Genomic DNA, 23,947 nt, shown 5'->3' with positions numbered 1-23,947 from the left:
ATTAACAATAAGCCTAGTGAGAGAACCAGCCCGAATATTTTTGTTTGCAGGGAAATTTTTATTGACTTCAGGCAGAAAACCTCCTATTACTCTTACTTATTAATTGCTTTGCTTGAAACGATATAAACTCATTCCTAATCTCCTAAACTAATAACTCTTAAACTTTATGGATTTCTTTTGATGCAGCAATCATTGTGCAACCTCTTCGCCCTGATAAATCCGGAATGCTGGAACAATCGTGTCGGAAACAATTTCTTTTCCCTTTTCCCGAATGAAGTCTAGCTTGTAATAGGATTCAAATCTTTGACTGATTTCCGTTTTCACCAATTCTGGAGGTGTAACGACGATAAATTGGAACTTCAATTTTTCTGCAACCGCAAATATCGGGTCAAGGACATGAGCTGATGCCGCTTGTCCGAACGGATTATCACAGACTAAAGGAACCCAGCTTTGATCGGTTTCACTTTTAACGGAAAGTAACATCATCATCATTACCATTCGGGCTGAAAGCTTTTGCCCCCCGCTGCCATCGGATTTCGTCTTTGAACCTTGATTAATCGTCTGCCAGGTTGAATAGTGCTCTCTTTGAGGTTTCCCGTACATAAAGGCATTATCCGTTCTCATATTATATACGAGCAGTTCCGGATATCGATTTCGTAGTGACACGAATAAGATTTGCTCATCACTTATGAGTTGTCTTATTTCCTCATCTAAGGCTCGGTTGTGATCATCTATCAAATCAAATTGTTTGGTAATTTTATTTATTGCTGCGACGAAATGCTGCTTCAACAGCGGCTCAATATCCTCGGGCTTTTTAGGTAAAATATCCTCTTTAAGCTGGACAAGTGGAAAGGATCCTCGTTCATTTTTCAGCTTCATTTTCGCAGCCATCGAACGAATAGCTTCAGAGATACTCATAACTTTCATGCTGGCACGGCTGGCCCAGAAATTTTGCGCCTTCTCAGCTCTTTCCTTATCGCGTTCCAATTGCTCCAATCCACTTTGGGAAAATCGCTTCATATTTTTCACAATGCTTTGGATATGCGTATAATGTCTTGTATCCAAATGGTCTAGTGTTGTTAATACCTCATTTTTAAACTTAATCTCCCAATCTTTACCTTCAATAGTGAGCTTTAAATTCCTTAATGATTGATCAATTTTCGCATGCTTCTCCTTGCCTTCTTCCTGAATGTTTTGATGTTCTTCACACCAGGATAAAATACATGCTTTTCCTTGACTCTTAATTTTTTCAACGTCCTCATTCGTAAATACTCCTGCTTCTTCCTTTAGGATTACGGATAAGGTTAATAAGTCTCCTTCGTACCCAGTAATGTTATTTTCAGTTTCTTTTTTACGTTTCTCAGCCTGTTTTACTTCTTCTTTCGTCAACTTTGTTTGGTCTTTAATTTCTACTTCTTTTACCATTAAGTCAAGATCTGCCCATTCTTCAGGCTGTTTTTCATGCTTTTCGACTTTTTTTCCTGACTTTTCACGCTGCTCACCTGCATGCTTCAAAGAAGTTTCTGCCACGGTTACGGCTGTTCCTTGATCCCGTTCATCTTTTTCCGCTGACTTTGCTTCCTTTTGTGCAGTTTGAAGCATGTTTTCTAATATACTGATTGGTTCAGATGGTTCTTGTGCATCCATCCAGTCTTCATTATGAGATGTAAGTTTCTTCTCTAATTTCTTCTGCTGCTTTTGTTCCGTTTCTTTTCTCGCTTGAAGTATAAGCAGTTCTCTAGCCTGCTCTTCTTTTGATTTTTGCAGCTGCTTTAGCTCTTCCATACTTCCGTTTATCTCTTTTAGTAAATGCGTTGAAAGCTGAGGGACCTCTTCGCTATGGTCCGCTTTTTGTTCAGGAGGAAAAACAGCCTCTTCAATAAAGAAAGATAACTCCTTTATATTCTGTTCTAATGTAAGCTTCCATTCTATATACGTTTGACTCCACTGGTTTTGAAGATCAACAGTAGTTTGATGCTCTATCCCTATTTCCTGCTGCTGAATAGTTAACACATCTTTTTGTTTCTCTTTCTCCATTTTAACCCGTTTATTTTCTTGGTGAAGTGTTTTTTCTTGATTAAAAGCTTCTAATATTTCTACATCTTTTGTCAGCTTTTCTATCTTGATTTTTGATTTCTCCAACTGCTCCTTTATCCCAAGCTGTAATTCCTTTTCTTTATCAGCTTGAGTTTTGATTTCCTGTAATTGTGTTTTCTTGGACAGGAGAGCATTTTGTTCTTGGTTATAAGCTTTTTCGATATCACTAGAGAGCTCACCTGATAAAAACCGGTCAATTTCTTTTAAAATTCGTCGCAATGACGACTCTGTCTTTTCGATTTCTAGGAGTGCGTCTTTCTTTTCCTCTATTTGTTTCGAAACATTTATTTTCCAATTGGTGAATTGGTTTTTATCCGATAACAGCTTTGTCTCCGTTCCGTTAATGATCACAAAAGAGGGTTCATTTAATTCTCTATTCATTTCCTCGCGCAAGAAAATCGGTACTGGACTTTTAAACATTCTGCCTGAGAGAACCTGCTGATTAATTTTTTGCCATTGCTGTCCGCTTACAACCAAACCAAATGGAAGGAGCGGATTTGACATCAAACAGTTCGTCATATCCTCTATTCCTAATGATTGAAGAAATTGAGTTCCATAAAACACATCAATCCCGGTCTTTTCATCAATCCATTCCTTTAATTCCTTTACATCTTTATTTGCGATCCAGAAAGGCTCATCGTTTAAGGAATGGTCGAGTTGTGTTTCCCAAAGCTCCTTTTTCATTTGTTCAGCCTGCTGGCGGTTTTGGTTAAGTGTTTCTTCTATTTGTAAACTATACTTGGATAAAAGCGAATGCGTAAACGGTGCAGACACGTCATCTAATATAGCTAGAAGCCGCTCAAATAGTTTTGCTTCTTTTTGCTTTTGTATTTCATTGGCTTTATTTAATTCTTCACACTTTTCTTCTGAAAACTGAATCGATTGAATGAGCGTACCTTGCGAGGCCGCTAATTTGTTTTGCAGTTCATTAGATTGTTTATCTTTTGCCTGCAACTCTACTATTCTAGCTTTTTTATCTTCAATTTGTTTAAGAAGACTCTCGTTCAAGCCGGTAAAGTCATAGCTTAAGCGGTCGCCAAATGTTTGAATGAGTGCTCCTTCCTTTGATTCAAAGCTATGGATTTGCGTATAAAGAAAATCAATTTCCGTACTAAGCTGGGCAATGTCTTTTGTCTTTTGTTTATCCTGCTGCGATAGTTCTTTTGCTTTTTTCTTTAAGAACTTTTGATACCCCAAGTACTCTTTTGCACGATCTTGAATTGATTGATAGGATTTCTCCCATTCTTTTCGAGCTTCTGCTTTAATTTCAGCCATTCTCTGATTCACTTGCTCTAAACCGCTATTTTGTTCCAATGTCGCGATCTGCTGTGACAACGAGCTTATACATTGTTCGTTTTCATACCACTCTTTTAATAAAGCTTGGAAAACCAATTGTTCTTTTCGTTCCTGTTTTACTTTTACAATGTCTTGAAAAGAAGCATGTTTAGCTCTTTCTTCCTCTAATTTCTTTTCCCAATCCAATACTTCTCGGTGAGCTTTTGCAAACTCTAAATTATCTTTTTGATAGCGAAGTTCTGCCTGCCTAATGATTAATTTCTCCATCTTCTTCTCTATAGCCTGCAAACTTTCCTCTTCAGACTGTTTCAAATACTGTAGTGCACCAAGCAGCTGTCTCCCAGTCTGTATACTTGCTTGAACGATTTCTTTATGTTCCACTCCTTTTGCTAAGTGCTCTTCAAATGGAACAATATCTTCTAAAAACTCTTTATGGGCTTGCTCTCTTTTTAAAAGAACAGGAAGGTCCTTAGCTATACTTGCCTGGCTCTTGAAAATCTCTACAAGATCATTTCTTTGATGTTCGGTTCGGTGCAAGACTTGGCTAACAGTAGGAATGATTCGTTTTTGGAAGAGGGAATGGTCATCCTCGGCTCCCTCGAAGTACTTCCCTACTCCTCCTTCATCCTTGTTAATATCCTTCATAATATCCCAGTCTTTACGGTTAATTCCGTATGTATCCAGAATACGATAGTGTTTCTTCGTATCCCGATAAACATCATATCCATTCCATTTTAAGTAGTCTTTTAGAGTGTCAGGTTCTGTAACTTCATCATTTTCATAGAGAGGAATATGCTCAAGCGCAGCTTCTTCTTTCCGTTCAAATTCTCTCGTATAAAAGGTGATATTAGGGAGAATTTTGGCTTCCTGCTCTAAGGATTTACTTTCATTTCCGCTTTCTTCATTCATTGAGATTCGCTGTTCCGCTGAAAACATTCCTCCTGTAATCAGATGCCGGCGGTCTGCTCCATCCAATTCCCATTGAATCAGAACATGAAAGGTATAGGGAATAAATTGCTCTTTGTTATTAAAAAAGAACTGCTGATAATAACGATTATTTTGTTTACCCCACGAAGTTCCAGGTTTGAGTATTTGAAAAATCGTTTGAAGGAATACACCTTTTCCTCCGCCATTCATCATGGCAATGAGACCATTGGTTGATGTCTCATTGTTATGAAAATTAAAAGTCGTATCTTTATATTGCTTTTGCATGCCATCATACTTCAGGTTAACTATTCTAATTCGATGGATTTTCGGCATGCTCAACCTCCTCACTTGTCATTAACTTCTTCAATAGTTCATAACGATCATAGTCATGGTACAGATATTCAATTCGCTCAAATAACTCTGTTTTTGGAATTACTTTTGGAATATCGTCCCGGTCAAGAATGACGATTAGTCCCTCGGCTTCTAATATCCTCATTGCTCCAGCAATTAAGCCGATTCTCGTCCGCCTATTGCCTTTTTTTAAACCATAATCGTCACTATCGACCTCCATGTATTTCCAAGTGGTCACAACTTCTTTCATATCAATTCGTTCTTCTTCGCCAAAGCTTGGTTTATTTTTAAGAATACTATCCCATTTGGTGATTAAATCATTGACTTCCCGTTCTAGTGCATAGTAGCTAATTCCTTCACGCTTTGTTCGAATTTTTGCAGCATGATTTTGATCAATTGCTGCTAAGAAAGACATAATGACGATGCTCATTAAATGAAAGTGTTTCTTCGTTTCCACTTGCTTATGCTTTTCCTTCATATGGGTAAAATTCGTTGCAAAGACCGAGCCGGTCGGCTGAACGACTAATTGGATGCGTTTGGGTGATTCAATAATATAGGTACCTGATTCGTCTGCTAATAAAAGAACCGTCTGTCTTACTTCCGGATCAAAGTAAATCTGAAAGTGTTCACTATTCTCGTCAATTACTTTCTCTTTTAATAGTGTAAAATAGACCCCAGATGCCTTTTTAATACTTTCTGCATTCATCATTTTCCCTCCTGTACACAGATTTTAAATGGGGTGATTTTCATTTGATACCAATGATGCGGTTTTTCTCGATGATCAAATTGTGTAAAAATCTTTGTACCTTCAAACACTTGGAATTGCGGATATTCTATCATTAGTTTATATAGAAGAATTTCCCGCTCATCGCTTAATGTTTCTTCCTTCCGGTGGAGTACTTGAACTTTCAGCGGTTTTTTATCAAACATCATCCACAAATCAATTGTTTCAGATTCTTCAAACCATAAATCCTGCACTTCTAGTGGCAGCGATGCTAAATCTGCTAACGAAAACTCTCCGTACGTTTGTAAAAATTGAAAAACATAGCTCCACGCCTTTATAACTGATTCCCAGTTCGTCACACGCTGTTGAGTAATGCTTTCTTCGGTCTCCTCTTCCACTAATGTTTCTTTTAATGGTTTTTCATCATATTCTTGTTCACCCCATATCCAATCAAGAGGCAAAATAAATTCATTCTTCGGCGAAAATAAAGGTGAAAGAACGCTTTCTATTTCTGAAAAACGTAGAAACCCTTCCTTCGTAAACCAATTCTCATAAAATTGCTCACGAAATGACACCAGACTGGTTTCCCAAAACAATGAAGGGTTTTCTGCCTTTAATTTCATCTCATAGGAAATATTTTGAATGACGAGCTTCGCAAAACGATCATGCAATTGCCTGGTATGACCAATTTTTTCTTGAAGAAGAACCAATTCCTTCTGAATCAGATCATCTTCTTCATTTCTGCGTTTTGTTTTATCTATCATACTAGTAATCGTACGGAAATGATTTTTTTCTTCTTCAAATTGCTTTTCAATTTCAACACGATTGTCGGCTCTTTGCCATTCTTCTTCAGCTAGTAAGATTTTAGGATTGTTAATCATATCCTTTTGAAAAGTGAATTCCTTAGCCATTAAGCGGTTTACTCGTGAAATGAGGTGATCGAGGTTTCGAGTGGCCTTTCTGAAATTACCGTTTTTAATCAACTGCATACTGTATAGTTGTTCAATCGTGATGGAGAATTCCTCAGCCATTTCCCGGCTCATAAAAATCATTTCTTGAGCAACATCTGTGAGTTTATAAACAATGGATCCGCCAAGTTCTAAATTTGTATAAAGCTCATCCATGGTGACATACCGAAAAACTTGCGTCTCCCAGGATTGTTTTATTTCATCGTAATATAAGGCTTCGAACGGTTTACTGTACTCCTCTTTCCCTTGATACAAGAGCCCGCTTGTGATCCGTTCAATTTGTTTATCATCTGCTAATAGCTTCATTTGTTTAATAGAATCTTCTACCATATATTTGATATCGGATTTACGCCTGTGGTCATCATCATTTAATTCTCTGTAAAAGATGGTGAGAAGCACTTGCATGAGAATGGCTTGGATGTGAGGTTTCAGCTCACCCACTTCCATTCCTCTCCCAAGCTCAAATAATGGGTTTAAACGCTGCAGTCTCTTGCCGAAACCTTCCCATGATTCATTCACATCCATCGCCTCCAGGTTTCAATTGTTAATACCTCTTGAGGAATCCGCTTATTATCCTGCCATAATTGCATTAATTGCGTTTCTTCCTCTTCCGTAAACCATTGAAAAAAGGAATCACGGTATTTCATGTTTTGTGTCTGCCCTTGTTTTTGGACATTCTTCTGTTCATAGCATTCTAACATTTTGCGATATATTTTCAAGGCTGGCTGAATACAGCAATCGGGGTATTTATCTATAAGTCTATAGAGAATTCCGTATCCGGCAGCGTCAAGGTCTCCTGCGTAATAGAAAAGATAGTTGTTAGGAGGAAACATTCGAAAGAAAAAAGAAAAGCTCCGTTCAATTTTTGTTCCTTCACCGTATATAATCAGTTCGGGTTCATAATCTAATTGACCTGCTTCCAATAACTTTATAGCAGTATGGAAGAAAGAGAGATTCTCAACAATTAGGACACGCTGTATATCTTTGATTTCTTTCCCTTGTTTCATCCAAAATACAAAAGGCTCTCCGTAGTTCACCATTTTCAATTGGTCTTCTGCTATTCCAATTCTAGCTAAAAAGCCTTTACCATCTGGAAAGCTCTCACCGTCAAGTAAGAATTTTTCATGGCCAAAAAGCTCCAGACTTCTTTCCTCGACTGACACTACTTCTCGTTCGTTGCTAGTTTGCAGAAATGTATACACCTTCTGGATGCGATCCCATTCGTCTTGTGTCTGCCATTCGGGATGCCGTTCATAAAAAGAAAAATCAAACTGATCACTTAATTTCATCATCGCAAGACGATCCCATTTGTTTTCTTGAACTTTGACATTAACCCAGTAAAATAACGCAAGTGCCGGCGTTCTTCCATTATATTGATTGTTAAGAATAGGGGTAAGCTGCCCCTCTGCTGCTAGTGTTTGAATGGCATGGTAAAACAAAGAATAACCATCCATTTCAAAATAATTATCCATAAGCCTTCGCAGCTGAACTTCTAAATCATTAATATTAATCTTCTTTTTTTGTTTAGGGTGTTGAATATCAGCTATAAAACCTCTCACCCGAGTTTCAATAATATCGATCGTACTCACCTGCTTAATTCTTCTAATTTCGACATCCTTTAATTATAAACTAGTTAGGCAATTGGTGGTAAATGAAATTTCCTTAGAATAATAAAACCCAAGGGAAAACCCAAGGGGACGGTTCTAGTGGTCATTTGGCCACCGAACCGTCCCCTTGGGTTTATTAGTTCATTTTAAGCTTTATTTCGAAACTCTTTCCATTTGATTTTGCAGAATTAATATGAATCAGTGCTTTCTTTCTGGATACGGAGGTTTTTACTCCCTCACTTGCTGTAATTACAGAGGGATTAGGTACTTCGACTGAAAGCTTCATTTTTTCTAAACTCATTGTCGGGTCACTGACGGCAATTGTCATCGTGTCCCCATCTGTTTTTACTAGGATTGAAGCTTGGTTGAAGGAGGTAACATTACTCACCTTAGTCCTTTTACCAGAAAAGAAGTTAAACCCTTTAATACCTAGTTTCGTATTTTCTACACCATGGACAGCTTCGGTATTTGCTAAAATTTTTATGCTCGGATTTTCTGCATACTCCTTGGTTTCCTCAGCTCCGAAGTTTGGTAAAATCACATAAGCGTATTTGGAATTCTGTGGATTAACTCCGTGATTCATTCCTAATGTAAAGAAATTTCGGGTTACAAATGTATCTGGGTTAGGTGTACGGATATTCCTTAGACTGTTGGTCACTGTGTTGGTTGATACTTTTATGGCTGAGGATTCTGGGAAATAATAGCCAATTTGAGTTCCCGGAGTGTCCGTATTGAAATTAATCCATTTTAAATGGTAATCCCCATTGGCAGGATTATTAAGACGTTGATTATCATTGGTTTCTCCCGTAATGGTACTTGTTTCGGTTGTTTCAAACATTCGATTATCCAGAGTGGTATTTACCTTTCTCCCAAGTTGATCTTTAATTCCGGATCCTAGTAAAACAATTTCATCGTCAAACATAAAGGCAGACTTATTGGCGTCAGCATTTTTATAGACGACAAAATCATCAGGCAGAAGTCCCGCTTGTTTGTCTTGATAACCGACTTCGTCACCCAGCTGCATCCCTGCTGCACCATATTTCCCTAATTTTACTCCACCTGAAAAAGTATTGGTTCCTGTTGGAAAATAGACATAATGATTTTGCGATTCAGATGATGAATAGAAATTCAATGGATGTGCTGTATTTTCATACCATTGTTTCCCATAGAGCTCTGGGATTGTTTTTCTTTCTTCTTCTGGTACAGTTGTCCCCGGATATTGATAAGGGCTGATTGTAGCAAAATAATTAACGCCAAACTGTTTTCTTTGATCTCTTCCGGATAAATACAAATAAAATGCCCCATCTCCCTGGAACCATGGTTTTAAATTTTCCCCGCTCATAAATTCATATTTTGCAATTCGATTAGAACTTCTTGAGAAAGCAAAACCATATGAATCTCTTAAATGGACCGTTTTATCCATCAAATTAAATGCATGATGGCCATTCGAATCTATTCCATTATTAGCAATAATCTTTGAGTCACTAATAATATTATTAAAGTTAACGATCGCATCATAAGAGATAAAAGACGATGTTGATACTGCAGCTTTTGATTTATCCACAATATATTTTAAATGAGATTTTAATTTGATACTATCATCATCTGTTAAGTACTTTGTTAAATCCACCATCGCTTCCAAAACACTTGTCGCATCTCCATACCCTGATCCGGAACTCCGTGACACTGCTCTTCCCTTCACAATTTCCATGTTATATCCTTCAAACATGATTGGCGAGAAACCATTGTATATCCAATTCTTAACCGTAGGAACCAAGATTTCCTCTGGGTTATATTGACTGCCATCTAGTATTTTCATCGTCTGGATCATCCTGCCTAACAGCACTCTTCCATACGAACCAGTATAGGCTACCCGATCATGTTGGATAAATGAACCATCTTCATAAAACCCATCCGTATTACCATTTACTATATTATTAGGGTCAATCGTCTTGAAAACTGTCAGGGTATTTTCCACTGCCTTTGATATCCTTGCATCGTCACCTGTTATGGCACCTTGTATGATTCGGTTTGTTGTAATATCAGATAAATTCGCACCTGTATGAAAACGAGAATCTAAATCAACATCCCCATTTTTACCGTTTCTCAAGTACAAGTCCATTGAATTCACATAGTTTTCGATAAGCTCAGGTTTAGCTGCATTAATCTCATCATGCAACAAAAGCATTGTTTTTGTAATATTGGTCGGCATCCCTATTTCCCAATTGTACCAGTTTCCATAATATCCCTTTTCTTGGTCCTTGAAGAAGTTCGTGTATAGCCAATCTAATCCATCAATTACTTTTGCAATGGTCTCCTCGTCTTGATATAAATTTTCACCAGTTAGACCTTCTCTCTTCAGTGTTTTTGCAGCTAATGCCATTTGGTATAAATTTAAATAGGAACTATTTAAATTGGAATCACTCGTTCCAAGCGGCAAGCCACTAAATAACAGTTTTTCTTCCCCATTAACTCTTTGGTCAACCGGAAGAAATTTCTTTAATACATTCGCTGCATCACTATGGACCTTATTTATTTTAATATCGAGTACCTGGTTACTATTGATACTTTCATTCCCAACAAGATATTCTTTGTAGTTCTGCATTAATATTTCGAATTGATTTTCAGTATCACTGTTAGTAGTTTCTGTTGAGGTAAGAGCACTAGAGGCTGATGTTTGAGAGGCATGTGCCATGCTGGTAGAGCTAATCATTGGCATTGACAACATAGTTGATAATGTAAGTGAAGAAGCCAAAATTTTTATTGTTTTTTTTTCCATTCTAACACCGTCCTACATATTTTTTAGTAATTCCTAATACATGTTTCATTCTAAAGGGTAAAAAAATACAAGACAATGACTTAAACTAGACCTTAAACCAAGAAGACGTGACGGTACACTTTAAACTTTTCTTAAAATTGAGCCAGTCCTCTTTACTAGAGGTTCGTGATTGTTTATTATTTAACAGATTAGTTTACTACTATTTAAGATTTGTCTAAGGTTAATATTGAAATATAAAAGAGTGATAGAGATAGAGAAAGATGAAGAATGTGTGGCAACAGCAGGAGCTAGCGTTCTTTTAATACGAGAGGAAGTTTCACCATGAATAGAAGAGCGGTTAAATTTTTGCTTTTTCTAATTGTTATAGGAATTAGCACTATATTAATATTTAAAGAAAATGATACTAAGCCCTCTAAGGCAACAGGGATTAAACAAGACCAAGATGTACCTTTACCAACTGAGCTCCATCCTTTCGTAAAGGAACGGAGCGACCAATTAGTCCAACAAGCAGCAAAGATAGGAATAGTTGTTTTGATTACGGACGGTTTTCGCAGTATAGATGAGCAGAACACCCTTTATGAACAAGGACGTACCACAGAGGGAAATATAGTCACGAATGCAAAAGGTGGAGAATCCTATCATAATTATGGGCTCGCGATTGATTTTGCACTTGAGACTCCTTCAGGAGATGTCGTTTGGGATCGTCAATATGATCGAAATCAAAATGCAAAGTCCGATTGGTCCGAGGTCGTGAAAATAGCTAAGTCACTAGGGTTTGAGTGGGGAGGAGATTGGAAAGATTTTAAAGATTACCCACATTTCCAAATGGATTTTGGACTGACCATTGCTGATTTACAGAATGGAGAAAGACCTGATGAATCATCCAACGTTGCAGATAACTAGTACAACCACACAAAACAAAGCACATTTACTTAAATGTGCTTTGTTCCCCTTTTTATAGTTTTATAATCTCTGAAAACGACACCTCGCGTCAGATTTCTCTCAGAATCGTTACCTAATACTCTATAAACCTCACCTCACGGGCACGATTCTCCCAGCACTTCCTTATCCCTTGTGCTTCTTGTGGCTCATTTAGAGACTTTCTGGTTCACCGCATCAAGTATTTATGAACTTCATCTGCGACTTCCCGGCCTTCGTTGATTGCCCAGACGATGAGGCTCTGACCTCTTCTCGCATCACCTGCAGCGAACACCCCTTCAACGTTCGTTTTGAATTCACCGTACCTCGCAGCCACCTTTTGGTTGACTGCTTTGACACCGAATTGGCTTAACAGAGGCTGTTCAGTACCTTCAAAGCCGATTGCGATAAACACAAACTGAGCTGGCCATACTTTTTCAGTGCCTGGGATTTCTTTAAAATAATAACGATTATTTTCATCTTTCAGTTTCTCCATTTGGATGGTGTGAAGTTCTTTAAGATTTCCATTCTCTTCGGCGACGATTTTCTTTGTTTGAATTGAGTATTCACGTGGATCATCACCAAATCTGGCTTCTGCTTCCTTATAAGCATAATCCATTGTAAAGACGTTTGGATAAGCTGGCCATAAATTATCAGATGTACGAGCACCAGGTAATTGCGGATGCTTACCGAACTGAACGACACTCTTGGCTTTTTGACGAAGCGCTGTTGCCACACAGTCTGCACCTGTATCCCCGCCACCAATAACGATGACGTCTTTGTCTTCAACATTGATAAATTGACCATCTTCAAAGTTCGAATCTAATAAACTTTTTGTCGCTAGCGTTAAATAATTCATCGCAAAGTGAATTCCCTTTGCTTCACGGCCTTCAATCACTAAATCGCGTTGCTTTTGGGCACCTGTACAAAGGATTACCGCATCGAATTGTGCTTGAAGTTCATCAGCTGTGATATCTTTCCCGACTTCTGTATTCGTAACGAATTCGATACCCTCTTGTTTCAATAAACCTACTCGACGTTCTACCACTTCTTTTTCAAGCTTCATGTTTGGTATTCCGTACATAAGCAAACCACCTGGACGGTCTGCGCGCTCAAATACAGTTACGGAGTGACCTGCTTGATTGAGCTGATCTGCTGCTGCCAAACCAGCAGGACCGGAACCGATTATCGCCACTTTTTTTCCAGTCCTTGACCTTGGAATTCTGGGAGTAATCCAACCGTTTTCAAAGCCTTTATCGATGATTGCCTGTTCAATATTCTTAATGGCTACAGCTGGATCGGAAATCGCCAATGTACATGAACCTTCACATGGAGCCGGGCAGACTCTTCCTGTAAACTCAGGAAAATTATTTGTTTTTAGCAGCCGATCAAGCGCTTCTTTCCAACGGCCTTGATAGACTAAATCATTCCACTCCGGGATCAGGTTGTGAATCGGACAGCCTGACGTTGCTCCTTGAATTTCCATCCCGGTATGACAGAAGGGTATGGAGCAATCCATGCACCGTGCCCCCTGGATACGCAGCTTTTCATCGGTAAAAGGAACATTATACTCTTTCCAATCGTTTTGACGTGTTAACGGATCTCTTTCACCCACTTTTTCGCGGGAATATTCCATAAATCCAGTTGTTTTTCCCATTGTTCCTCTCCCCTTTTTTAGCGGTTTGCAGCTTCCTGCTGTTTAGCATGTGTTGGTTTTGCAGAGGAATTCGCTAAAAAGGCGCTCATTACTGCTTCATCTTCCGATAAACCTGCTAATTTTTGCTGCTCAATTAAATGAATCATCCTTTTATAATCCTTCGGAATGACTTTGACAAATTTTCTAACACACTTTTTCCAGTTTTCTAGAACACAGCTAGCCTTTACACTTTGGGTGTAACGGAAGTGGTTTTCGATTAACTTTTTTAGTTCATCCTGATCAGCGGGTGTGGTTACTGATTCAAATTCAATCAATTCATGATTACATAAATGTTTAAATGCATCCTTGTCTTCTGCTAAGACGTAGGCAACTCCTCCGGACATACCAGCTGCAAAGTTTTTACCTACATCACCTAAAATAACAACACGTCCGCCAGTCATATACTCACAGCCATGGTCGCCAATTCCTTCAACAACGACATTTACTCCGCTGTTACGAACTGCAAAGCGTTCTCCTGCACGCCCGTTTATATAAGCTTCACCGCTTGTTCCCCCGATAAATGCCACATTTCCTGCGATGACGTTTTCTCCAGAAACAATCCTTGTATGCTCATCTGCTCTAACGATAATCTTTCCTCCAGACAAACCTTTACCAACATAATCATTGGCATCTCCTGTAAGTTCAAGAGTCATCCCCCTTGGTACAAAGGCACCAAAGCTTTGACCGGCAGATCCGGCAAACCGTAGATTAATCGTATCCTCAGGAAGACCTTCTTCACCGTAGCGTTTTGAAATTTCACTTCCGACAATCGTACCAACCACACGATTGATATTTGTAATTGGGAAGCTTAAATCCACTGGTTTCCCTTGCACTAAAGCTAGCTGAACAGCCGGAAGAATTTCTTTCATATCAAGTGATTCGTTAATTCTATGATTTTGTGGAGTTTTGAAGGTACATGCACCTTCAGGCTTGTAGAGCAAAGATTTTAAATCCAAATGCTTAGCCTTCCAATGGGATTTCGCCCGCTCACTTACAGTTAATACATCTGCGCGGCCGACCATTTCCTCAACACTTCTAAAACCAAGCTCAGCCATTAGCTCACGCACTTCCTGTGCAATAAAACGCATGAAGTTAACGATATAATCTGCTTCACCCGTGAACTTTCTGCGAAGCTCTGGGTTTTGAGTGGCAATTCCAACCGGACATGTATCCAAATGACAAACACGCATCATCACACAGCCCAAGACAACTAACGGTGCTGTAGCAAAGCCAAACTCCTCCGCTCCAAGCAATGCAGCCATAACTACATCCTTACCTGTCATTAACTTTCCATCTGTTTCAAGTACAACACGATCACGTAGGCCATTTAGCATTAGTGTTTGGTGCGCTTCCGCTAATCCAAGTTCCCACGGCAATCCTGCGTGCTGAATGCTCGTTTTTGGCGATGCACCTGTTCCGCCATCATAGCCGCTGATGACAATAACATCGGCTACTGCTTTTGCCACACCTGCAGCAATCGTTCCGACCCCGCCTTTTGAAACAAGCTTTACGCTTATACGAGCATCGCGGTTGGCATTTTTCAAATCATGAATCAGCTGTGCCAAATCTTCGATGGAATAAATATCATGGTGCGGCGGCGGAGAAATTAAACTTACTCCTGGTGTCGCACCGCGAACGTCGGCAACCCATGGATAAACTTTTGTTCCCATCAACTGTCCGCCTTCACCAGGCTTTGCTCCTTGAGCCATTTTGATTTGCAGCTCTTCGGCATTAACAAGATAATGACTCTTTACACCAAAACGGCCAGAAGCAACCTGTTTAATCGCACTACCTCTGTTGTCGCCATTTTCATCAATTACATAGCGTCTTGAATCTTCCCCGCCTTCACCAGAATTGCTTTTTCCGCCTAATCGGTTCATGGCAATCGCTAATGTTTCATGAGCTTCTTTACTGATTGATCCAAATGACATCGCACCCGTTTTAAAACGGCGTACAATAGAATCCACTGATTCTACTTCTTCAATCGGCACAGCTGTACGTGTTCCATTAAAGGAGAATAAGTTGCGTAAGAAGCCAAGTCTTTCTTCATTTGCTAATGTTGAGTATTTTTTAAATAATTCATAATCACCGTTACGGCAAGCCCATTGCAGAGTATGAATCGTTCCTGGATTAAATGCGTGGTGTTCACCATCATGTCTCCATTGGAAGTTACTTCCTGATTCTAAGGTCTTATCAGAATATTCCTGATAAGCAGCGTGATGGCGTAGTTTCGCTTCCTGTGCAATCGTGTCTAAACCAATTCCACCAAGCTGGGAAACCGTTCCTGTGAAGTAGCTGTCGATGACATCAGAGCTAATCCCGACTGCTTCAAAAATTTGTGCACCGCGGTAGCTTTGCACGGTTGAAATCCCCATCTTTGACATGACCTTCACAACACCCTCTGTCATGGCATAGATATACTTCTGTACTGCTTCTTGATAGGTGAACGGTAAAGTTCCCTCAACAACAGCTTGATGATAGGCAGAGAATACAAGATACGGGTTAATCCCATCTACACCATATCCAAGTAAAACCGCAAAATGGTGAACTTCTCTTACTTCCCCTGTTTCAATAATGATACTTGCCTTCGTTCTTATACCTTCACGAATCAAGTGTTGATGAAGGGTACTGGCTGCCAATAAGGAAGGTATGGCAACACTTTTTGCACTCATATTTCGGTCAGACAAAATAATTAAGCTTGCCCCGTCTGCAATTGCTATGTCTGCTTGACGGCATATTTCGTTAAGGCTGTCCTTTAAATCCTCTGTGAATAGGATGTCGATCACTTTGCTTTTAAATGATACATTATTCTTTAAATCACAAAGCTGGCCATTCGTTAAGATTGGAGTCTCTAATTGAATTCGGCGGCAATTTTCTGCTGATGGATGAAGTAAATTCCCTTCTGCTCCTAAGTAGGAAACCGTTGAGGTAACAATTGCTTCACGAATCGAATCAATCGGCGGATTGGTTACTTGGGCAAATAATTGCTTAAAGTAATTAAACAAAGCCTGTGGACGGTCTGATAAGACAGCAAGCGGCATATCATTTCCCATTGCTCCAAGCGGGTCTTTTCCTTCAGTTACAGCAGGAAGGATATATTTTTGAATATCCTCATACGTATATCCAAAGGCTTTTTGAAGGACAAGTAAATCTGCCGGAATTTCTCCCTCTGCCTCTTCTCTATCTCCCAATTGAACAAGCTGCTCATTTAGCCATTGCTGATACGGCTGTTCTTGAGATAACTGTGATTTGATTTCTTCATCAGAAATGATGCGCCCTTCTTCTAAATCAATTAGGAGCATTTTACCAGGACGAAGCCGCTCTTTGTATAATACCTTTTCCGGCTCTACGTCAATAACACCAACCTCAGATGAAAAAATAATATAATCATCTTCTGTAACATAATACCGTGCTGGCCGCAGGCCGTTACGATCTAAAATGGCACCGATTTGCTTCCCATCCGTGAAAGAAATAGCTGATGGTCCATCCCAAGGCTCCATGAGTGTACTGTGATATTCATAAAAAGCTCGCTTTTCCCCAGTCATATGCGGATTTTCTGACCATGGTTCCGGGACAAGCATCATCGCTGCATGTGCGGGTTTACGCCCTGCAAGTACTAAAAATTCAAGTGCATTGTCTAGAATCGAAGAGTCACTTCCATCCGTATCAAGGATTGGCAGCACTTTTTCCAAATCGCTTCCAAATAATTCAGAAACAAATTGTTTTTCCCGCGCCTTCATCCAATGAATATTTCCCTGAAGTGTATTAATTTCCCCATTATGAATTAAATATCGGTTAGGATGTGCTCTTTCCCAGCTAGGAAATGTGTTAGTACTAAAGCGGGAATGCACTAAAGCAAACGCAGAGACAAAATTCTCATCCTGCAAATCCAAATAGAACTGATCTACTTGTTCAGGTGTTAACAGACCTTTGTAGACAATGGTCCTGCTTGAAAGGCTCGCAAAGTAAAACCGATAATGTGATTCCCTTGCCCATTTTTCTACAAGTTTACGAATCACATACAATTTTCGTTCAAATGCTAATGAATCCGTACTATTTTCGTTATTACCAACAAACACCTGACGAATCACAGGACAGCTTTCCTGCGCCGTTACTCCAATTGGGTCAGCATTAACTGGAACTGTTCTCCAACCAAGAACGGTTTGCCCTTCTTGTTCGACCATTTTATTAATGTATGATTCTATTTCTCCCCGTTCACCATCATCCTTCGAGAAAAACATCATTCCCACGCCGTATTTCCCTTTTTCAGGCAAGTTTATTTCTGGACATTCTTGGCGGAAAAATTGATCCGGTATTTGAACCATAAGTCCAGCGCCATCGCCTGTAAGCGGGTCACTTCCCTGTCCGCCGCGATGATCCAGTTGACAAAGCATTTTTAGTCCTTTTGCCACGATTTCATGTGTGGCATTTCCTTTTATGTGAGCATATAAGCCGATTCCACAAGCATCATGTTCAAATTCTGGACGGTAGAGACCTTGTGCTTTTGGTAGTTGATGATACGTCATATTTAATCTCTCCCTATTGATTAAATTATCGAAATATTTATATGAATAATTTTAGGTTTTCTAATTAATACAAACAATATATAATTTATATCAAATCAATCTAATTCTTATATAGATTGGAGGAGAATTAGCAATGGAGTTACGTCAATTACGTTATTTAATCGAAGTTGCACAGCGGCAGCATGTTACAGAGGCAGCAGACAATCTTAACGTGGCCCAATCAGCCGTCAGCTATCAAATTACCAAACTAGAAGAGGAACTTGGGGTTAAGTTATTAGAAAGGGTCGGCAGGAACATTAAAATTACACAGGCCGGAAATATCTTTTTAGAATTTGCAAAAAATGCTTTAAAAACATTAGATGAAGGAAAGGTAAAAGTCGAAGAATTTCTTAATCCACTAGAAGGAACGCTTCATATTGGATACCCATCCAGTCTCTCCATCTATTGGCTTCCAAATTTAATTTCCGCTTATAAGGAGATAGCACCCAATGTTAATTTCCATTTACGGCATGGTTCCTATGCTTACTTAATTAATGCGGTGAAAAACGGTGAAATCGATTTGGCCTTTCTCGGTCCTGTCCCAATGAAGGAACCTGATCTTAATGCTAAGATTTTATTTATGGAAAATATCGTTGCTCTCGTTCCTGCACATCACCCCTTGGCTGATAGGAAGAGTCTGTATTTAAGTGACTTGCGAACAGATCGATTCGTTTTATTTCCAGATGGGTATATTCTTCGAAAAATTGCTGTGGATGCCTGTCATGAGGCAGGCTTTGCACCGAACATTGCGTCCGAAGGCGAGGATATGGATGCTTTAAAAGGACTTGTTTCTGCAGGAATCGGAGTTAGCCTATTACCAGAAAGCACTTTCTATGATTCTGTTCCACGTTACACAGTGAAAGTTCCAATTGAAACTCCTAAAGCAATGCGCACCGTAGGAGTTATTACTCCAAAACATAGAGACATTGCACCATCCGAAAAGAATTTCTACCAATTCCTTATACAATATTTCAACAGATTGGAACAATATAAACTATAAAAATCAAGGGACGGTTCTCCTGGTCAAAAATGACCAGGAGAACCGTCCCCATGGTTTTAAACTGGATATACAGGGTGTTTTCGTTCTGAGAAAATGAGGTATTTTGATGAATATGCCTCAAAACGAGTTACTAGTTCGTTACGTAATGAGTTTGCTGGTATGATACCGTCAATAACCATTTCGGAAGCCAAATTATAGATATCAATATCCTCTTTGTATTCTTCCCGTTTTTGTTCGATGAACTCTGCTCGCTCCTCTTCAGGCAGTGCAGCAATTTTATTTGCATAAACAGCATTAACTGCTGCCTCTGGTCCCATAACCGCAATCGATGCTGACGGCAAAGCCAGACATGCATCAGGTTCAAAAGCAGGGCCAGCCATTGCATAAAGACCTGCTCCATACGCTTTACGGACGATAACAGAAATTTTTGGAACACTTGCTTCAGACATCGCTGATATCATTTTTGCCCCGTGACGTATGATACCTGCCCGTTCTACCTTTGTTCCGATCATAAATCCAGGTACATCCACTAGGAATAATAACGGAATATGATAAGCGTCACAAAGATTAATAAATTTCGCGGCCTTATCGGCAGAATCGTGGAATAATACCCCGCCTTTTACACGCGGCTGATTGGCTATAATGCCGATAGGTTTCCCGTCCATTCTGGCGAGTCCGGTGATTAGTTCACCTGCAAATAGTTTCTTAATTTCAAAGAATGAGCCTTCATCAATAATCCCATTAATTAGGTCAAGCATATTAAATGGAGAGTTTTGGTTAGTTGGAATAAGCTCTTCTAATGGTTTCTTTAATGGTTTGGGGTCCACTGCCTCACTACTTGGCGGTTTTTCAGAAAAATTGGCTGGAAAATAAGATAGATAGTTTCTTGCCATCGAAATAGCTTCCTCTTCATTTTTCGCCAGAACATCACCACATCCTGAAACAGAGCAGTGCATGCGGGCTCCGCCCATTTCTTCAAGGGTTACATTTTCACCAATCACCATTTCAGCCATTCTCGGTGAGCCCAGGTACATGGACGCATTTTTATCAACCATAATAACAATGTCACAAAAAGCTGGAATATAGGCACCGCCTGCAGCAGATGGTCCAAATAGAATACAAATTTGAGGGATTTTGCCTGAAAGTTTTACCTGATTATAAAAGATTCTTCCTGCACCACGACGTCCTGGAAACATTTCCACCTGATCTGTTATCCGTGCTCCAGCAGAATCAACTAGGTATAATAATGGCAATCGCAGCTTTTCAGCAGTTTCCTGGATTCGAATGATTTTTTCTACCGTACGAGCTCCCCAAGAACCCGCTTTAATGGTTGAATCATTGGCCATAACACATACCTGCTGGCCATTGATTTTGCCCATCCCTGTCACAACACCATCCGCAGGAAGATCCCCCGCCATACAGTTTGCAAATAGACCATCCTCTAGTTCAAGGCCGGAATCGAATAATAATGATAAACGGTCGCGGACGAACAGTTTACCCTGCTCTTGGTTTTTCTCGTGATATTTAGGAGGTCCACCCTTTTTAATTTGTTCAACTCTATCATTTAAAGTTTCTTGGAGAGGTTTCATATCCACAGTCATTTTTCCTCCTCGATTCATGTAAGTTTCTTATTCTCCAATGTAATTTGGAGTACGTTTCTCTTTAAAAGCCTGCAATCCTTCTAGCCGATCTTTTGTTGGAATTGTTACTTCATAAGCATTTTGCTCAATAGCAAGACCGGTATTAAGGTCAACATCATAGCCTTTATCGATTGCAAACTTTGCTTGTGCGACGGCAATCGGGCCATTCCGGACAATTTGTCTGGCAATTTCTAATGATTTATCTAGTAAACTTCCATTTGGAACAGTGTATTCTACTAATCCAATCTCAAGAGCCTCATTGGCATCAATTCGTCTAGCCGTAAATATCAGCTCTTTGGCACGGCCCTTTCCTACTAATCTTGGTAAGCGCTGTGTTCCGCCGGCACCTGGGATGATTCCGAGTGATGTTTCCGTAAGGCCAAGCTTAGCAGTTTCAGAGGCAATACGGATATCACAAGCAAGAGCGAGTTCAATTCCTCCGCCAAAAGCAACGCCGTTCACAGCTGCTATCACTGGCTGTGGTAATAATTCTAAAGAGTTGATATTTTCGCGAATTAAAGAAACTGTCTTCCTAACCTGCACACTATCCATTCCCGCTCTTTCTTTTAAATCAGCTCCTGCACAAAAAGCCTTCTCTCCAGCCCCTGTGATTATGATACAACGGACTGTTCGGTCATATTTACATGTATGAAGTGTACTCTTGAGGCTCTCTAACATACTTATTGATAATGCATTAGCCGCTTCTGGCCTATTTAACGTAATCAACACAATTCCGTTATCCAGCTTGTTAACTAAAATGGTGTTAGTCATGGTTCACCTTCCTTACACGGTTTTTCCTATAGTTCTTCCTAATTGAGAACTGGCAGCTTGAAAACTTTTACTAGGTAACACTCTGCCTATTTTCTCCTGAATAAATTGGGATGCACGCAGCATCTTTTGCTCATCAACTCCAGTATGAATGCCCATCCCGTGAAGCATATAGAGCAAATCATCTGTCGCAACATTTCCGGCTGCACCTGGTGCATATGGACACCCTCCCAATCCGCCAAGGGAAGAATCAAATGTGGTAATCCCCATCTCTAATGAAACTAAGATGTTAGCCAGCGCAGTACCCCTTGTATCATGGAAATGCATGGCTAATTTATCTGCAGGAAATCTTTTTAATAAGACCTCCAAAACTTCTTGAACTTGCTTTGGGTTCGCAACACCAATTGTATCCCCGAGGGACAGCTCACTAACCCCCATTTCAAATAATGATTCGGACACTTTTATGACTGGCTCGATATCAACTTGCCCTTCATACGGACAGCCAAAAACGGTTGATACATAACCTCTGGTGGATTTCCCTGCTAAGAGGGACTCTCTGGCCAAATCTTTTAACACAGGTAAAGTCTGATCAATACTTTTATTGATATTTTTAAGATTATGAGTCTCGCTCGCGGACATAAATAGTGCTACTTCATCTATGTTCACTTGTAACGCTCGTTCCAAGCCTTGAAGGTTTGGAACGAGTGCGGTATAAGTGACACCGGGCACTTTAGTAATTCCAGTTGCAACTGCAACGGCATCAGAAAGGGCCGGGATCCATTTGGGATTTACGAATGAGGTAATTTCAATATTTTTAAGTCCACTTTCTGACAATTGATTAATCCAAGTGATTTTATCTTCCGTTGAAATAAAAGTTTTCTCGTTTTGTAATCCATCACGAGGACCAACCTCTTTGATTGTTACATCAACTGGCCAATTCATTGCTCCATCTCCTTTCCTAGCATCACCCAGGCTTTTATTCGACTATTACAATGATGTCCCCTTCATTTACAAATTCCCCTTCCGCCACTTTTACTTCTTTCACCGTTCCATCGAATTCAGCAGCAATCGGAATCTCCATTTTCATAGATTCTAAGATAACTACATCCTGCCCCTCTTCTACTTGATCCCCCGCTTGAACTAACACCTTCCATACACTTCCTGCCATACTTGCAATAATTTCATTCATGATTTATTCCTCCTATTTTATATTGTTTGTTTTATTGTTTTTTAAATACTTGTTAACGAAATCTGTGGTCGTATCACCTGAATGAAACGCCTGATGAGCAATCACGTCTTGTAGCATAGGGATATTTGTTTTAATTCCTTCAATATGATAATCAGCTAGGGCAGCTTGCAGACGATTAATTGCCTCTTCACGATTACTGCCTGTCACAACAAGTTTCGCTATCATTGGATCATAAAAAGGAGTGACAACAGATTGACCGTGAATTGCTAATTCATGTCGAACTCCCGGTCCATCCGGCAAATCTAATTTAGTTATTTTCCCTGGCGAAGGGAAGAATGTTTTAGGATCTTCGGCATAAATTCTTACCTCAATGGCATGTCCCTCACGTTTGACCTCTTCTTGGGTAAAACTCAAGTGTTGACCAGCAGCAATTCGCAATTGTTGTTCAACTAAGTCTAGTCCTGTAATTTCTTCCGTAACCGGATGTTCCACCTGCAATCGAGTATTCATTTCAAGAAAATAGAAATTTTGCTGTTCATCCACTAAAAACTCAATCGTACCAGCATTTTTATATCCAATCGATTTCGCGGCTTTTACGGCAGCCTCCCCCATCTTAGTACGAGTATCTTCAGTTATAAATGATGATGGGGCTTCTTCTACAACTTTTTGATGACGGCGCTGGATTGAACATTCTCGTTCCCAAAGGTAAACAGTATTTCCAAAACCGTCTGCTAAGATTTGAATCTCAATATGTCTTGGATTTGCGACAAATTTTTCAATATACATCGAGCCATCACCAAAGAAATCAGTAGCCCGCTTTTGGTTCCCAGCAAAAGCTTTTCGAATTTCATCTCCGTTATGGACCACCTGCATACCAATTCCCCCACCTCCAGCGGAGGCTTTCAGCATAACCGGATAACCGATGGTGTCTGCCACTTCCACTGCTTCCTCTGCGTCTGCCAGCGGGTAGGTAATCCCTGGAACAACAGGAACACCGGCCTCTTCCATCACTTTTCGTGATTCAATTTTATTACCCATTTTGGAAATTACCTTTGGAGAAGGTCCGATAAATTGTAGACCTGCTTCCTCACAACGGCGGGCAAATTCAGCATTTTCAGATAGCAGGCCATATCCTGGGTGAATGGCCTCTGCTCCTGAAGCTTGCGCGACCTCTAGAATTTTACTAATATTTAAATAGCTTTCTGCGACACGGGGTCCTCCGATTAAATACGCCTCATCTGCGATTTTTACATGCGGGGCATCACTATCTGCTTCAGAGTAGACTCCAATCGTTGTAATCCCTAAGGCTTTGCATGTACGGATTACACGAACAGCAATTTCGCCGCGATTAGCAACTAGCACTTTTTTGAACATGCATTTCCACCCTTTCTGGCTTTTATCAAAATAGGTTCAATACTCGTT

The 23,947-nt window shown here is 39.8% G+C and carries 14 protein-coding genes; 2 read left to right on the top strand and 12 right to left on the bottom strand.

The window, feature by feature from the left end:
• Positions 1-189: 189 nt before the first annotated feature.
• The 5 genes from SFC47_RS03595 to SFC47_RS03575 form a co-directional block, all read right to left on the bottom strand.
• Positions 190-4,653, bottom strand: a complete 4,464-nt coding sequence (locus SFC47_RS03595; protein WP_411252874.1) for a hypothetical protein — start codon at positions 4,651-4,653, stop codon at positions 190-192.
• Positions 4,631-5,380 (bottom strand): DUF6063 family protein, encoded by a 750-nt coding sequence (locus SFC47_RS03590; protein ID WP_411252873.1) that lies wholly within the window; start codon positions 5,378-5,380, stop codon positions 4,631-4,633. The genes SFC47_RS03595 and SFC47_RS03590 overlap by 23 nt, the downstream gene beginning before the upstream one ends.
• A complete protein-coding gene (locus SFC47_RS03585) occupies positions 5,377-6,888 on the bottom strand; it encodes a hypothetical protein (RefSeq protein ID WP_411252872.1) in 1,512 nt (503 codons plus the stop codon). The genes SFC47_RS03590 and SFC47_RS03585 overlap by 4 nt, the downstream gene beginning before the upstream one ends.
• Positions 6,879-7,952, bottom strand: a complete 1,074-nt coding sequence (locus SFC47_RS03580; RefSeq protein WP_411252871.1) for a Wadjet anti-phage system protein JetD domain-containing protein — start codon at positions 7,950-7,952, stop codon at positions 6,879-6,881. The genes SFC47_RS03585 and SFC47_RS03580 overlap by 10 nt, the downstream gene beginning before the upstream one ends.
• Positions 7,953-8,106: 154 nt before the next feature.
• Entirely contained in the window at positions 8,107-10,749 is a 2,643-nt protein-coding gene (locus SFC47_RS03575; protein ID WP_411252870.1) for a polysaccharide lyase 8 family protein, read from the bottom strand.
• Positions 10,750-11,070: 321 nt separating this feature from the next.
• Between SFC47_RS03575 and SFC47_RS03570 the strand changes: the two genes are divergently transcribed.
• Positions 11,071-11,652 carry a M15 family metallopeptidase gene (locus tag SFC47_RS03570; RefSeq protein WP_411252869.1) on the top strand — a complete coding sequence of 194 codons (582 nt, stop codon included), beginning with the start codon at positions 11,071-11,073 and terminating at the stop codon, positions 11,650-11,652.
• 205 nt (positions 11,653-11,857) lie between these two features.
• On the opposite strand, the gene gltD is transcribed toward SFC47_RS03570, so the two are convergent.
• Complete coding sequence (gene gltD / locus SFC47_RS03565; RefSeq protein ID WP_411252868.1) at positions 11,858-13,324, bottom strand: glutamate synthase small subunit; 1,467 nt, start codon at positions 13,322-13,324, stop codon at positions 11,858-11,860.
• 17 nt (positions 13,325-13,341) lie between these two features.
• Positions 13,342-17,889 (bottom strand): glutamate synthase large subunit, encoded by a 4,548-nt coding sequence (gene gltB, locus SFC47_RS03560; protein WP_411252867.1) that lies wholly within the window; start codon positions 17,887-17,889, stop codon positions 13,342-13,344.
• Between the two features lie 133 nt (positions 17,890-18,022).
• Here gltB and gltC point away from each other — a divergent pair, with 133 nt between their 5' ends.
• Positions 18,023-18,928, top strand: coding sequence for a glutamate biosynthesis transcriptional regulator GltC (gene gltC / locus SFC47_RS03555; protein WP_411252866.1), 906 nt, complete (start codon positions 18,023-18,025; stop codon positions 18,926-18,928).
• 56 nt (positions 18,929-18,984) lie between these two features.
• Here gltC and SFC47_RS03550 read toward each other — a convergent pair whose 3' ends face one another.
• The 5 genes from SFC47_RS03550 to accC are packed head-to-tail and all read right to left on the bottom strand — an operon-like array spanning position 18,985 to position 23,899.
• The gene (locus tag SFC47_RS03550; RefSeq protein ID WP_411253613.1) at positions 18,985-20,517 is read right to left on the bottom strand and encodes an acyl-CoA carboxylase subunit beta; all 1,533 of its coding nucleotides are present in this window, start codon (positions 20,515-20,517) and stop codon (positions 18,985-18,987) included.
• A gap of 39 nt (positions 20,518-20,556) precedes the next feature.
• Positions 20,557-21,339, bottom strand: a complete 783-nt coding sequence (locus SFC47_RS03545) for an enoyl-CoA hydratase (protein WP_411252865.1) — start codon at positions 21,337-21,339, stop codon at positions 20,557-20,559.
• Between the two features lie 12 nt (positions 21,340-21,351).
• Positions 21,352-22,278: a hydroxymethylglutaryl-CoA lyase gene (locus tag SFC47_RS03540; RefSeq protein ID WP_411252864.1), complete on the bottom strand. Its 927-nt coding sequence runs from the start codon at positions 22,276-22,278 to the stop codon at positions 21,352-21,354.
• A 34-nt stretch (positions 22,279-22,312) separates the two neighbouring features.
• A complete protein-coding gene (locus SFC47_RS03535; protein WP_411252863.1) occupies positions 22,313-22,525 on the bottom strand; it encodes an acetyl-CoA carboxylase biotin carboxyl carrier protein subunit in 213 nt (70 codons plus the stop codon).
• Positions 22,526-22,537: 12 nt separating this feature from the next.
• Complete coding sequence (gene accC / locus SFC47_RS03530; protein ID WP_411252862.1) at positions 22,538-23,899, bottom strand: acetyl-CoA carboxylase biotin carboxylase subunit; 1,362 nt, start codon at positions 23,897-23,899, stop codon at positions 22,538-22,540.
• Positions 23,900-23,947: the final 48 nt, after the last annotated feature.

This window comes from Neobacillus niacini, assembly GCF_046591715.1.
Lineage (GTDB): Bacteria > Bacillota > Bacilli > Bacillales > Cytobacillaceae > Neobacillus > Neobacillus niacini_L.
The sequence above is the reverse complement of the archived record's forward strand: the minus strand, read 5'-3'. Positions and strand labels throughout refer to the sequence as shown.

Bases quoted from the DNA above. Each gene is read 5' to 3' on its own strand.
- SFC47_RS03595 (WP_411252874.1), bottom strand. From the start codon at position 4,653: ATGCCGAAAATCCATCGAATTAGAATAGTTAACCTGAAGTATGATGGC.
- SFC47_RS03590 (WP_411252873.1), bottom strand. From the start codon at position 5,380: ATGATGAATGCAGAAAGTATTAAAAAGGCATCTGGGGTCTATTTTACA.
- SFC47_RS03585 (WP_411252872.1), bottom strand. From the start codon at position 6,888: ATGGATGTGAATGAATCATGGGAAGGTTTCGGCAAGAGACTGCAGCGT.
- SFC47_RS03575 (WP_411252870.1), bottom strand. From the start codon at position 10,749: ATGGAAAAAAAAACAATAAAAATTTTGGCTTCTTCACTTACATTATCA.
- SFC47_RS03570 (WP_411252869.1), top strand. From the start codon at position 11,071: ATGAATAGAAGAGCGGTTAAATTTTTGCTTTTTCTAATTGTTATAGGA.
- gltD (WP_411252868.1), bottom strand. From the start codon at position 13,324: ATGGGAAAAACAACTGGATTTATGGAATATTCCCGCGAAAAAGTGGGT.
- gltB (WP_411252867.1), bottom strand. From the start codon at position 17,889: ATGACGTATCATCAACTACCAAAAGCACAAGGTCTCTACCGTCCAGAA.
- gltC (WP_411252866.1), top strand. From the start codon at position 18,023: ATGGAGTTACGTCAATTACGTTATTTAATCGAAGTTGCACAGCGGCAG.
- SFC47_RS03550 (WP_411253613.1), bottom strand. From the start codon at position 20,517: ATGAAACCTCTCCAAGAAACTTTAAATGATAGAGTTGAACAAATTAAA.
- SFC47_RS03545 (WP_411252865.1), bottom strand. From the start codon at position 21,339: ATGACTAACACCATTTTAGTTAACAAGCTGGATAACGGAATTGTGTTG.
- SFC47_RS03540 (WP_411252864.1), bottom strand. From the start codon at position 22,278: ATGAATTGGCCAGTTGATGTAACAATCAAAGAGGTTGGTCCTCGTGAT.
- SFC47_RS03535 (WP_411252863.1), bottom strand. From the start codon at position 22,525: ATGAATGAAATTATTGCAAGTATGGCAGGAAGTGTATGGAAGGTGTTA.
- accC (WP_411252862.1), bottom strand. From the start codon at position 23,899: ATGTTCAAAAAAGTGCTAGTTGCTAATCGCGGCGAAATTGCTGTTCGT.